The sequence below is a fragment of the Endozoicomonas sp. PH6C genome, assembly GCF_059322965.1.
Genome location: NZ_CP185342.1, coordinates 6,187,350 through 6,200,000, shown reverse-complemented (window position 1 = coordinate 6,200,000; position 12,651 = coordinate 6,187,350). Strand labels below are relative to the sequence as shown.

Here is a 12,651-nt window from a genome sequence, read left to right as displayed (position 1 = left end):
AGGTGGGGAAGTGGTTGATGCCAGGCTTCCAGGAAAACCTTCTAAGCATCAGGTCAAAAGGGACCGTACCCGAAACCGACACAGGTGGTCAGGTAGAGAATACCAAGGCGCTTGAGAGAACCTGGGTGAAGGAACTAGGCAAAATGGCACCGTAACTTCGGGAGAAGGTGCGCCGCTGCCGGTGACCGGACTTGCTCCGTAAGCTGGCGGTGGTCGAAGATACCAGGTGGCTGCGACTGTTTATTAAAAACACAGCACTGTGCTAACACGTAAGTGGACGTATACGGTGTGACGCCTGCCCGGTGCCGGAAGGTTAATTGATGCTGTTATCGCAAGAGAAGCGGTTGATCGAAGCCCCGGTAAACGGCGGCCGTAACTATAACGGTCCTAAGGTAGCGAAATTCCTTGTCGGGTAAGTTCCGACCTGCACGAATGGCGTAACGATGGCCACGCTGTCTCCACCCAGGACTCAGTGAAATTGAAATCGCTGTTAAGATGCAGTGTATCCGCGGCTAGACGGAAAGACCCCGTGAACCTTTACTACAGCTTCACAGTGGATCTTGATGTTGCTTGTGTAGGATAGGTGGGAGGCTTTGAAGTGTGGACGCCAGTCTGCATGGAGCCAACCTTGAAATACCACCCTGGCAATATTGAGGTTCTAACCCAGGTCCTTTAGCAGGATCGGGGACATTGTGTGGTGGGTAGTTTGACTGGGGCGGTCTCCTCCCAAAGAGTAACGGAGGAGCACGAAGGTTGGCTAAGCACGGTCGGACATCGTGCGGTTAGTGTAATGGTACAAGCCAGCTTGACTGCGAGAGGAACATCTCGAGCAGGTACGAAAGTAGGTCATAGTGATCCGGTGGTTCTGAATGGAAGGGCCATCGCTCAACGGATAAAAGGTACTCCGGGGATAACAGGCTGATACCGCCCAAGAGTTCACATCGACGGCGGTGTTTGGCACCTCGATGTCGGCTCATCACATCCTGGGGCTGAAGCCGGTCCCAAGGGTATGGCTGTTCGCCATTTAAAGTGGTACGCGAGCTGGGTTTAGAACGTCGTGAGACAGTTCGGTCCCTATCTGCCGTGGACGTTGGAAGTTTGAGGAGAGCTGCTCCTAGTACGAGAGGACCGGAGTGGACGAACCACTGGTGTTCGGGTTGTGTCGCCAGACGCATTGCCCGGTAGCTAAGTTCGGACGGGATAACCGCTGAAAGCATCTAAGCGGGAAGCCCCCTTCAAGATGAGACTTCCCTGGCCTTAAGGCCCATAAGAGACGTTGAAGACTACGACGTTGATAGGCGGGGTGTGTAAGCGTTGTGAGGCGTTGAGCTAACCCGTACTAATGACTCGAGAGGCTTGACCATATAACGCCAAAGCGATTTGCGCAGCGAAGCTGCCAGCAAAAGCTGGAAGCTGGAAGCCGTACACAGTGAACGAGAGTGTTGAGCAAGAATAGACGACACAGCTTAAAAGAGATTTGGATTCCAGAGCCTTAGTTTTCGAGAAACAGCTTCAAGCCTCCAGCTTAAAGCTTCCAGCTCGAGAGCCAACGGCTCGACCAGTTTTGCCTGGTGACCATAGAGTGTTGGAACCACCCGATCCCATCCCGAACTCGGAAGTGAAACGACACATCGCCGATGGTAGTGTGGGGCTTCCCCATGTGAGAGTAGGTCATCGCCAGGCATTGAATAAAGCAGAACCCCGGTTGAGAGATTGACCGGGGTTTTTGTTTTGCCCTATAAAATTGCAAAAGAACTGGTCGTTGAACGACACATGCCCGGGCTGCATTACCGATGGTAGCGCGAGACTTCCCCATGTAACATAATCGTCGGGAACAATCTGGAAGCCGGTGTTCAGAACCTGTTTGTTGGCACCTTTTAAAAGTAAAGGGCTTTCGTTTATTCGATAAAGCCTGTTCCTAGCATGTGAACCTTGCCAGTCATAATCCATTCTATCCCGGTGCAAAGCAAATCAATGGGTTCGGAAGAGAAATTTGGGTTGCCATTCAGTATCTGTTTTAGTTGAGCTGAGCCAGACTATCCGTAAAAAAACGGATTGTCTGGCTATTCTTTCCGCTCAAACAGTTCATCCATGTCTGAGTTGCTGAGATCCCGGTCTCTGAAAGGATAATCAGAGCGCCCAATCAAGATCGTGTCTGTATGTCAGTGCTTAGATGCACGATTCACTTTCAAGGAGTTAGCCATGAACCTGAACGACTCTGGTCTTTTTAAACAGCAGGCTTACATCAATGGAAATTGGCTCAGCGCCATAGAAACGCTCCCCGTTGATAACCCGGCTACAGGCAAGGTGATTGCCCACATTCCGATGCTGAGCGCTTCAGATGTTCAAAGTGCAATAAAGGCTGCAGAAAAAGCCTTTATTGAATGGCGAGCAAAAACTGCAGCAGAGCGTTCGGGTTTACTTCGCAAGTGGTACCAATTGATTCTGGATAATAAGGAAGATCTGGCCACATTGATGACCGCAGAACAGGGTAAACCGCTGTCAGAATCCAGGAGCGAAGTGGCGTACGGGGCTTCTTACGTAGAATGGTACGCCGAAGAGGCCAAACGAGCTTATGGTGATCTGATTCCTGCTACCAAAAACAGCCAGAGAATTATGGTCAAACGGGAACCGGTAGGCGTGGTCGCTGCAATAACGCCGTGGAATTTTCCCAATGCCATGATCACCCGAAAAGCAGCTCCGGCCCTGGCTGCAGGCTGTACCATTATTATCAAGCCTTCCGAGCTGACGCCTCTCTCGGCTTTTGGCCTGACAGAACTGGCAGAGCGCGCGGGTATTCCAGCAGGTGTCATTAATATTGTCACAGGAGATGCCAAAGCAATTGGTGCTGAGTTAACGGGTAGTTCTATAATACGAAAACTGTCGTTTACAGGCTCGACAGCTGTGGGCAAGTTATTGATGAAGCAATGCGCCGATTCTGTTAAAAAAATCTCAATGGAGCTGGGTGGTAACGCGCCTTTCATCGTTTTTGATGATGCCAATATTGATCAGGCGGTTCAGGGGGCCATAGCCTCCAAGTATCGAAATTCAGGCCAGACCTGTGTTTGTATGAATCGTCTCTTTGTGCAGGACGGTATCTATGATGAGTTCGTTGAAAAGTTTTCCGAGGCAGTCTCCAGACTTACAGTAGGTTCCGCAACGGACGGAGACTTTGATCTGGGGCCATTAATCAACGAGGCTGCAATGCTGAAGATTAGGAGTATTGTCGATGATGCATTGGCCAAAAAAGCTCGATTGCTCACAGGTGGTCGCTCTCATAATCTTGGTGGCCTGTTCTACGAGCCAACTGTTCTCACGGATGCTTCCATAGAGATGAAGTGCTATCAGGAAGAGGTGTTTGGACCCATAGCCCCTGTCTTTCGGTTTCAGTACGAAGAGGACGTGGTCAAAATGGCTAACGATAGTCAATATGGTTTGGCTGCGTACTTTTATGCCAGTGACATTAGTCGTGTATTCAGGGTGGCCGAGGCACTGGAGTATGGTATGGTGGCTGTTAATGAGGGTGTGTTATCCACAGAGGTAGCTCCGTTTGGGGGCATCAAGGAGTCAGGTATTGGTCGGGAAGGGTCAAAGTATGGTCTGGACGAGTATCTGGAAATGAAATATGTACTGTTAGGAGGCATCAACGCTTCCTGAGAGCAGTCAGAAGCCTTACATCATCAAAGGTGGTTTAGAGAAGATTAAGGTGCCAGATCAGTAAGCCCGAGGTTGGCGGTCGGGCTTAAGCCCGATCTGGCAAGAAGTGATTGAATGGATTAATCCATAGTCAATCATGCGGCCACAGCAGCATCGCCTTCAAAACTGTTTCTGATCAGGTAATCAAAAGCACCCAACGAGGCGTTGGCGCCGCTGCCCATAGCAATAATAATTTGCTTGTAAGGTGCGGTTGTCACGTCACCGGCCGCAAAAACACCTGGAATCGATGTTTCGCCCCGGCTATCAACAACAATTTCGCCGCGTGGGGTTAATTCCATTGCTCCTTTAAGGAATTCGGTATTGGGTACCAGACCAATCTGAACAAAAATACCTTCCAGTTCTAAACTGACTTCGTCGTCAGTATTACGATCTTTATAAGTCAGGCCATTTACTTTATTGCCGTCGCCCAGTACTTCTGTCGTCAGTGCGCTGGTAATGATAGTGACATTCTTTAGAGAACGCAGTTTGCGCTGGAGTACTTCGTCAGCTCTTAACTGGCTGTCAAACTCAATCAGAGTGACCTGGGCAACAATGCCTGCCAGATCAATAGCCGCTTCAACACCTGAGTTACCACCGCCAATCACCGCAACACGTTTGCTCTTAAAGAGAGGCCCGTCACAGTGAGGGCAGTAAGCCACTCCTTTGCCCCGGTATTCCTGCTCGCCCGGCACATTCATCTCTCTCCAGCGGGCACCGGTTGCCATCAGTACCGTTTTACTTTTCAGGCTGGCGCCACTTTCCAGTTGGATTTCTATCAGTTCTCCGGCACTGCGGTTGTTTTCAATCAGGGCGCTGGCGCGCTGGTTACTCATAACATCCACATCATAGGCAAGAACGTGCTGCTCCAGATTGGCCACCAGTTTCGGACCTTCTGTTTCCTTAACGGAGATAAAGTTTTCTATGGCCATGGTATCCATAACCTGCCCGCCAAAGCGATCGGCCACCAGACCGGTGCGAATGCCTTTGCGAGCGGCATAGATAGCGGCGGCCGCCCCGGCAGGACCGGCACCTACAATCAGCAGGTCATAAGGATCTTTATTGTTAATGGCCTCTGCCGCACGTTTTTCAGCGTTCACGTCCAGTTTGGCAACGATTTCTGCGGTACTCATACGACCATGACCAAATGGCTTGCCGTTAACAAATACGGCAGGTACGGCCATGATCTGTTTTCCATCCACCTCATCCTGAAACAAGGCTCCGTCGATCATGGTGTGCTGGATACCAGGATTCAGCACAGCCATCAGGTTCAGAGCCTGCACGACCTCAGGACAGTTCTGGCAGGAGAGGGAAATATAGGTTTCAAAATTGAACTCGCCTTGCAATTGTTTGATCTGATCGAGCAAACCAGCTTCCAGTTTGGCTGGATGACCGCCACTCTGGAGAATGGCCAGTATCAATGAGTTAAACTCGTGCCCCATAGGCAGCCCGGCAAAGCGGATTGCAGGGCGATTGTCCTGACCTTGAATGGCCATGGAAGGTTTTCTTACCAGATCGTTGTCGTTTTTACTTAACGTGATCTGGCTGGAGAGTGATTCAAGGTCTTTAGCCAGTGAAGCCATTTCCTGTGATTTCGCAGAGTCATCAAGAGACACAACGATCTCAACAGGTTTTTTCAGGCTCTGAAAGTAAGCTTCCAATTGCTTTTTGATGTTTGCATCTAACATGATTGACTCGCTTGATCGTTTCGATTGGGTTCAAGCTCCCTGTTATTGAATGATGGCAGGGAGCCCGAGCGTTTTAGATTTTGCCGACCAGGTCCAGGGAAGGTGCCAGTGTTTCTTCACCTGGTTGCCACGCAGCCGGGCATACCTGACCAGGGTTTTCTGCGATGAACTGAGCCGCCTGAATCTTGCGAACCAGGTCTCCAGCGTTACGGCCAATACCTGAATCGTTGGTTTCAACGACTTTGATTTCACCTTCGGGGTTCATGACAAAGGTGCCCCGCAGAGCCAGACCTTCTTCTTCGATCATGACTTCAAAGTTGCGAGTGATCTGACCTGTTGGGTCGCCGATCATTGGGTATTTGATCTTGTTGATGGTCTCAGAGCTGTCGTGCCAGGCTTTGTGAGTGAAGTGGGTGTCTGTGGAGACAGAGTAGACTTCAACACCCATGGCTTGAAGCTGTTCGTAGTGGTCGGCCAGGTCGCCCAGTTCAGTGGGGCAAACAAAGGTGAAGTCTGCCGGGTAGAAGAAGACAACAGACCACTTGCCTTTCAGGCTCTCTTCGGTCACTTCAACGAAGTCGCCATTGTGAAAAGCAGTGGCTTTGAACGGCTTGATTTGAGTATTAATGAGAGACATGGTTTATTCCTTCTTACTGATAGTCATTTTGTTTTTTAGTCAGCCGTTTTCGGTGGCGACATGGAAAGAATATGTTGATCTGGTTGATTGGTATAATTAATCATTCAAATGCTGTTAATAGTATTAATCTATTAAATGGCTGTCGGGTTATATTTCTTCGCCCGTTCCAGTATCTTTGAAGGAGTCGATTTAAAACAGCTCAGGGAAGGCTATGGTGCGACAGGGATGCATGTTGACGCTGATATTGGGATCAGTAAGCGTACTCGGTGCTCAAGATCATCAACCTGGCGAGGTACTCAAAGACTGGCTTAAAACTTATCAGCTATCAGACAGACCCACTGTGGATATTGAAGGACCCGGGATTCATTCAGACCTCAGTCAACTTGGGAAAAAACTCTTCTTCAGCCCCGATCTTAGCCTTGATGGCAAAGTGGCTTGCTCGACCTGTCATCACCCGAGGCTGGGTGGGGCAGACAGTCTGGCTCTGCCCGTTGGAGTGACCGTTGATGATCCTTTTCTGACCGGGCAGCCGAGGCTGGATCAATTAATTAAGCTCAGTCCGGACGACTACGTTCGTCATTTGATTCCACGTAATTCTCCCACGGTTTTCAATGTCTCTCTTTATCGAAAGAATCTGTTCTGGGACGGTAGGGTCCAATATGTGGATTCTGACGTTTCCAGTCGAAAGATAAAAGTCGGTGGTGGTTATTCCGAACTTCCCACCAGTCGTTATCAGACCCATAGCCTGCTCCAGGCTCAGGCCAGGCTGCCGATGGTGTCACCTTTTGAAATGAAGGGGCTGTCCGATGCCAGTCATAATAACCTGGAGATACATCAGCTCATTGTGAGTCGGCTGGCTTCAAGTGATGAGTGGTGCAGACAATTCAAAAGCGTTTTTTCTCCGCAAGACGCCAATGTTTCCTGTGAAGCGGTGGTTCAAATTGACACATTGACAGAGGCTCTGGCGGCTTTTCAGGCAGACTTGGTATTGATTGAAAACCGCTTCTTTGGATTCCTCAATAATAAAAATAAGCTGTCAGAATCTGAAATGAAGGGCGCCCGACTGTTCTTCACTGCGGTCAGTAAGGGTGGGGCTGGTTGTTCAGGCTGTCATTCAGGGAGTCATTTCGCGGATGAACAATTCTACAATCTGGGCATAGAACCTTCAGGTCCCGGGGTGAATGGCAGGGGATTGGACTACGGTAGAAGCAATATCGAACCTGACAGTGACACTTTTTCATTCAGGACGCCGAGCCTTTTGAATATTTCACGGACAGCCCCTTATTTTCACAACGGCAGTGCAGCGACCCTTTCTGAAGCCATTAAAGCTCATATCAGAAACAAGCCTGAAAAGAGCCTGTCTGATAGCAATAAGGGTGACAGTAATAGGAGTGATGTCGCTTATATGAAGCGTTCATTGACGATGATTCGGGAAAAAGCAGTGCAATCTCCCTTTCAGAAGCTTTTACCCGAAGCGCTCTCCGATCAACAAGTAGATCAACTATCAGCCTTCCTGGAGACGCTGACGGACCCCTGTTTGCTCGATGAGTCCTGCTTTCAAGTGTTTATTGATGATCAGCCGATCGTGACGCCTTTTACCAGGCCAGTTTCTTTAGAAGAGTCTTCAGCAGAAAAGTTATCAGCTGTACCCAGACAGACCGTTGATAAAATCGAAATTCGTACTCCGTCGTTTGAGAAGTGTGTTGCCACTCCGGCGGTTATCCCGGCAGCAAAAACTAATCAGAACAGGCTCTGGTTTAGAGAAGCAGGTGCTGAAAAGGGCATTGACCACAGGCGCAAAGTCGGTCTGATAAAGCCTGGATGGATCATGGATGTGATTAACTGGGGAGGAGTGAGCGCCGCAGATTTGAATCGAGACTGTCTGGATGATCTGGTCTTCGCTGATAACGATAATAGAGTTTGGGTTTATTACCAGCAGTCCGATGGCCAGTTCAAGCAGCAAAACATCCTTTTGAAGGGGGTAGAGCTTAAGGGTGTGATTACTCCACTGGTAGGGGATCTTGATGGCGATTACCAGCCGGATCTTTTCCTGGGTAATGATGGACGATTTTATCCACAGGTGGTTTATGATTTTACTCGAGCCCCTGAGTCTCTGGTCTTTTCTGATGTCTCGGGACCGGCACTGAATGCCAGTTTTGGTGATCTGGATCAGGACGGTGATCTGGATGCCGTGATGGCATTCTGGCGCACTTACAAGTCGGTCAGGCAACCGCAAATATGGCGCAATTCTGGTTATCGTCAGATGCAGCCTGCTGATTCTAAAGTTCCTGAATTAAGAGAAAGTTATGGGCCGGTTACTTTAAATGATGGCCTGATTCATCAGAAACATGAAGCGCCAGTATTCGGTGGGGACGACTTTACCTTTACCCCTAATTTTGCTGACGTTAATCAGGATGGTATTTCTGATATTCTGATGACAGCCGACTTTTTTACCACGCAGCTTTGGAAGAATACCGGCACTGAGTTGCAGGATGTCACCGATATCAGGGAGATCCATGGTAGTTTTGGTATGGGAGCAGCGATTGCGGATTTTGATAATGATGGCGATCTGGACTGGTTTGAAAGCAGTATTTTCAGCCTTAGTCAAAGCAGCAGTTATACGGGCAACCGCTTGTATCAGAATGAAGGTGACTATCAATTCCGGAATGTCACGGAAAATTCCGGCCTTCGCGAAGGCGGTTGGGGCTGGGGAAGCTGTGCGGCGGATTTTAATAATGATGGTCTGTTGGATATCTTTCATGCCACTGGCTACGGTAATATTCCGGAAACAGCGACCTATCCCAGCCAAGATTATAAGACACTGGCCACGCAAATTCTGAATAACCACAGTGAGTTTCAGCAATCCAGAGCACGACTATTTATTAATTTGGGTGAGATGACCTTTAAAGAGCAGGCTCTGGAAGCCGGGCTTGAAAAGGCTATGGATGGCAGGGGAATCAGTTGTTTTGATTACCAGCAGGATGGCGATATTGATATCGTAGTGAGTAACTGGGAAGGTTCTCCCGATTTTTTTGTCAATTCAAATCCGGACAATCATCACTGGCTTTCTGTGCGACTCATCGGCCCTCCCGGTAATACGGAAGCGCTTGGGGCTAAAATAAGGCTGTATAGCCAGGATGGGACACAGTTCCGTGAAGTCCGTTTTGAAAATAACTTCGTTTCTACCAATCCCAGGCAGCAGCACTTTGGATTAAAACAATTAGAAAAGGTAGATCGGTTAGTCATTGACTGGCCAAAGCCTTATTCAGCCAGGACGGTTCTGGAAAACCCCCGAATTAATCAGCGACACCTTGTTTTTCATCCAGTATTAAATCAGCAGCCTCCATCGGGCACGAACAGGTGAGACCCGAGAGACTCAAAAACTTTTCCAGTTATCTTATCTCTCGGTATTCTTTTTAAAAGCAAGTCTAAGAGCAAGTTTTGCGAACAAAGAGATAAGGAAACAACTTTAACTTCTCATCGGCAGTCAGGTTATTCATCTGTTTAATATTTCTATCGGGAATGCCATCGGGGTCCGGGTGACTGGCCAGAGCCTTTTCCAGACTGTCTTCCCGGATAATATGCAGTAGAGGGTAGGGGGAGCGGTTAGTCAGGTTTTCATCATCATCCGGGTTGGTATCGGCGAAGCAGTAGTTTGGGTGAAAACTGGCTACCTGGAACTGACCTTCCCAGTGGAAGCCGCGAAGCAGGGCATCCACATGATGCAGAAACTGGTTGTAGTCATCAAAATCCTGAAGCATGTCCGGAATGACAATCAGGGTGGTTTCCAGTTCACTGGCCGGTGTTTCGGCAGCCAGCGTAAGTTCAGACTGCAACGTCTCCAGCAGGGCTTCTTCCGAGGTATCCCTTGAGAGGGTGATACGAATCTGGTTGTGCTGCTCTGGCCAGGCCGCAAAGGGGCAGAGATCCAGGCCGATCACTACCTCTTTAAGCCATTGGCTGACTGCTTCAATCTCTTTACTCATGAGGTGAAGTCCGGGTTAATGTGTTACGAAGTATGGCAGAAAGCACGTTTCTGAGCACGAAAGTGGCAGGGATAGACAACAGTGCTGCGCTGTTGATTTCAGTAAAAATACCGTAATGTTCACCAGTAATTATCTAACCTGTGCTGATGAGAGAGCGTGCATGTCTGCAAGTGAAATGGCTGTGGCCATTCTTTTAGTTCTGGTCTGTTCCGGATTATCCTGGCTGTTTGCCAGACAGAGAGCGGCCGCCGAATTGGCAAAGTTGGCTGCACAAATCCAGCAGCAGGATCACAGAATTTCTGAACTTGTCGCAGAGCAGGAACAGCATTCCATTGCCAGAGAAAAGCTGCAACACGACAATCGTGACCTGCACATTTTAAAAGGAAAACTGGAAACTCTGTTGTGTAATGAAAAGCGCAGAGTTGAAGAAAAGGAAGAGCTGATCAGGAAAGGTCTGCTTAAACAGCAGGATGAGCAGGAGGCCAGGTTCAGTGCAGAAAAGCAGGTCAGGGAGCTGAAGGTCAGGTTGGAAGAGCAGCAGTTGCAAAATGAAAAGTCATTGCGGCAGCTGGAAGACAATAAACAGGCGCTCAAGGAAGAATTTGGCAATCTGGCTAACGAGATTCTGGAAGCCAAGAGTCAATCGGTTTCACAGCAGCATCAGGCAGGTCTGGAAAATCTGCTAAAACCTTTTAAAGAACAACTGGGTGAGTTTCGCAACAAGGTCGAAGAAGCCAGAAAAGCGGATAATGAAGGTCGCGCTGCACTCAAACAACAGCTGGAAACCCTGCATAATCTGAACCAGAAGATCACCAATGAAGCAGGCAACCTTGCCAGAGCCCTCAAAGGTGATAAAAAGTTGCAGGGCAACTGGGGGGAATTGCAGGTTGCAAAGATTCTGGAAAGCAGTGGCCTGATTAAAGGGCAGGAGTTCGAGCGGGAAGCCAATTTCAGGGATGAAGAAGGCCAGAACAAGCGGCCTGACTTTATCGTCTATCTACCGGAACAAAAGCATCTGATCATTGACTCCAAAGTTTCACTGGTGGACTATCTGAGTTATGTCAATGCCGAAACCGATGCTGAGCGCGAAGCTGCTCTGAAGCGACATATACAAAGCATCCGGAATCACATCCGGAGTCTTAACGAAAAAGATTATCCCTCGCTGCCAGAGGTTAAAGCTCCTGACTTCGTCTTTATGTTCATGCCTGTTGAACCCGCTTTCATGGTGGCCTTCCAGCATGACCAACAACTATTCAATGAGGCTTTTGAGAAGCGTATTGTGGTTGTGACACCCACCACGCTGCTGGCCACGCTCAGGACAGTGTCTAATCTCTGGACGATAGAAAGACAGAATGCCAATGCCCGAAAACTGGCTGACAAGGCTCGTCAGGTGTACGACAAGCTTCGTGTTTTTGTTGAAAAGATGGAAAAGCTGGATCAACAACTGACCAGTGCCAGAAGCACTTATGATGACGCTATGGGAAACTTGAAGCATGGTCGGGGGAATCTGATATCTCAGGCGGATCAGTTCCTAACCCTGGGAGTGCGTGTTAAAAAAGAGCTGCCCAGACAGACGCTGGAAACAGCTGACCTGGGAAGCGATAGAGTCATTGAGTCTGATCAGCAATCTATTCAGGGTGATGAAGTTTGATAAAACTGTTTATCGGTTTTCTGCATCGACACTGGATTCGAAAAAAGCGTTTCCTGGATAAACTGGAATCTGGAAGGGAGTAGCCGGTGCTTTTTAAAAACCCGGTAGATTGTTTCATAAGCAGGTTGAGGCAGCGTGACAACCTTGATTCTTTCAGGAAAAGCGTAAGATCTGACGGCTGATTCAGGCAGCACCGTAAACCCCAGTCCCGCTGCTACCGGTTCAAGTATCAGGTTAATCTGGTTGATGTAGCCTTGGGCAGGGAAGTCAGAGATGCCCCTGAAGGCGTCAGGAAAATTTTCCTGAAGCAGCAGGCTGGCATGATGTTCTGCGTCCGGGTGATGAATCATGCCCAGTGTCTGCAACTGTTCATATTCCTGAAGTTGGAAGTTTGCAGGCACGACCAGACAGACTTGTTCAGTCATGACAGATTCAGCTTCCAGGCTGCTGGATTCCGGCTTCTGGCTCATATACCCACAGTCCAGACTGTTGTTCAGCAATTCAGATTCAATCCGGTGGTTCGGGGCAATCTCAAAAAATATTTTCAGGCCAGGGTATTTTTTCTGGGCGTTGATGAGTTTCGGGTAAAGAGCCAGACCCAGAGCCCCGGGTGAAGATAGACGACATAAGCCGGAATGGGGGTCGTCCTTGTTCAGAGTCTCCCTCAGGTTTTCTTCACCTTCAAGTATTTTAAGGGCAAAGCGATACACCATTTCACCGGATGGAGTCAGCTCAAAGTGTTTGCCCTGGCGGTTGATCAGACTTGTCTGATAGTGACTTTCCAGCTTTTTAATGTGCTGGCTGACTCCGGGTTGGGTCATAGCCAGAAGGTCTGCGGTTCGGGTAAAGTGGCCCTGTTCGGTCAGAGTGATGAAGGTTCTCAGCCAGGCGGGATTTACCATAATAAAATATTATCAAAAATATCATAAATGATAATTTTACGTTTTTTGGTGAGCTTTTTAAACTGCAGCTATTGATGAAAAACGGATGGAGTTT

Annotated in this window: 7 protein-coding genes and 2 rRNA genes (1 of these 9 cut by a window edge); 5 read left to right on the top strand and 4 right to left on the bottom strand. The window is 48.8% G+C overall.

What is annotated here, in order from left to right; all coding sequences use genetic code 11:
• The 3 genes from ACOMG9_RS21625 to ACOMG9_RS21615 all read left to right on the top strand — a co-directional run.
• Positions 1 to 1,364 (top strand): 23S ribosomal RNA (locus ACOMG9_RS21625); it begins 1,729 nt to the left of the window's first position.
• A gap of 203 nt (positions 1,365 to 1,567) precedes the next feature.
• Positions 1,568 to 1,683, top strand: a 5S ribosomal RNA gene (gene rrf, locus ACOMG9_RS21620).
• A gap of 519 nt (positions 1,684 to 2,202) precedes the next feature.
• Complete coding sequence (locus ACOMG9_RS21615; protein ID WP_448218432.1) at positions 2,203 to 3,657, top strand: NAD-dependent succinate-semialdehyde dehydrogenase; 1,455 nt, start codon at positions 2,203 to 2,205, stop codon at positions 3,655 to 3,657.
• Positions 3,658 to 3,791: 134 nt separating this feature from the next.
• Here ACOMG9_RS21615 and ahpF read toward each other — a convergent pair whose 3' ends face one another.
• Positions 3,792 to 5,381, bottom strand: a complete 1,590-nt coding sequence (ahpF, locus tag ACOMG9_RS21610) for an alkyl hydroperoxide reductase subunit F (RefSeq protein ID WP_448218431.1) — start codon at positions 5,379 to 5,381, stop codon at positions 3,792 to 3,794.
• Positions 5,382 to 5,454: 73 nt separating this feature from the next.
• Positions 5,455 to 6,018, bottom strand: coding sequence for an alkyl hydroperoxide reductase subunit C (gene ahpC, locus ACOMG9_RS21605; protein WP_422135518.1), 564 nt, complete (start codon positions 6,016 to 6,018; stop codon positions 5,455 to 5,457).
• 229 nt (positions 6,019 to 6,247) lie between these two features.
• Between ahpC and ACOMG9_RS21600 the strand changes: the two genes are divergently transcribed.
• On the top strand, positions 6,248 to 9,382 hold the full coding sequence (locus ACOMG9_RS21600; RefSeq protein ID WP_494529403.1) for a cytochrome c peroxidase: 3,135 nt from the start codon (positions 6,248 to 6,250) through the stop codon (positions 9,380 to 9,382).
• Between the two features lie 64 nt (positions 9,383 to 9,446).
• On the opposite strand, the gene ACOMG9_RS21595 is transcribed toward ACOMG9_RS21600, so the two are convergent.
• Positions 9,447 to 10,004, bottom strand: a complete 558-nt coding sequence (locus ACOMG9_RS21595) for a DUF1415 domain-containing protein (RefSeq protein ID WP_448218429.1) — start codon at positions 10,002 to 10,004, stop codon at positions 9,447 to 9,449.
• 160 nt (positions 10,005 to 10,164) lie between these two features.
• Here ACOMG9_RS21595 and ACOMG9_RS21590 point away from each other — a divergent pair, with 160 nt between their 5' ends.
• Positions 10,165 to 11,655 carry a DNA recombination protein RmuC gene (locus ACOMG9_RS21590; protein WP_448218428.1) on the top strand — a complete coding sequence of 497 codons (1,491 nt, stop codon included), beginning with the start codon at positions 10,165 to 10,167 and terminating at the stop codon, positions 11,653 to 11,655.
• On the opposite strand, the gene ACOMG9_RS21585 is transcribed toward ACOMG9_RS21590, so the two are convergent.
• Entirely contained in the window at positions 11,637 to 12,557 is a 921-nt protein-coding gene (locus ACOMG9_RS21585; RefSeq protein WP_494529402.1) for a LysR family transcriptional regulator, read from the bottom strand. The genes ACOMG9_RS21590 and ACOMG9_RS21585 overlap by 19 nt on opposite strands.
• Positions 12,558 to 12,651 lie beyond the last annotated feature (94 nt).

Bases quoted from the DNA above. Each gene is read 5' to 3' on its own strand.
- ACOMG9_RS21600 (WP_494529403.1), top strand. From the start codon at position 6,248: ATGTTGACGCTGATATTGGGATCAGTAAGCGTACTCGGTGCTCAAGAT.
- ACOMG9_RS21585 (WP_494529402.1), bottom strand. From the start codon at position 12,557: ATGGTAAATCCCGCCTGGCTGAGAACCTTCATCACTCTGACCGAACAG.
- ahpF (WP_448218431.1), bottom strand. From the start codon at position 5,381: ATGTTAGATGCAAACATCAAAAAGCAATTGGAAGCTTACTTTCAGAGC.
- ACOMG9_RS21615 (WP_448218432.1), top strand. From the start codon at position 2,203: ATGAACCTGAACGACTCTGGTCTTTTTAAACAGCAGGCTTACATCAAT.
- ACOMG9_RS21595 (WP_448218429.1), bottom strand. From the start codon at position 10,004: ATGAGTAAAGAGATTGAAGCAGTCAGCCAATGGCTTAAAGAGGTAGTG.
- ahpC (WP_422135518.1), bottom strand. From the start codon at position 6,018: ATGTCTCTCATTAATACTCAAATCAAGCCGTTCAAAGCCACTGCTTTT.
- ACOMG9_RS21590 (WP_448218428.1), top strand. From the start codon at position 10,165: ATGTCTGCAAGTGAAATGGCTGTGGCCATTCTTTTAGTTCTGGTCTGT.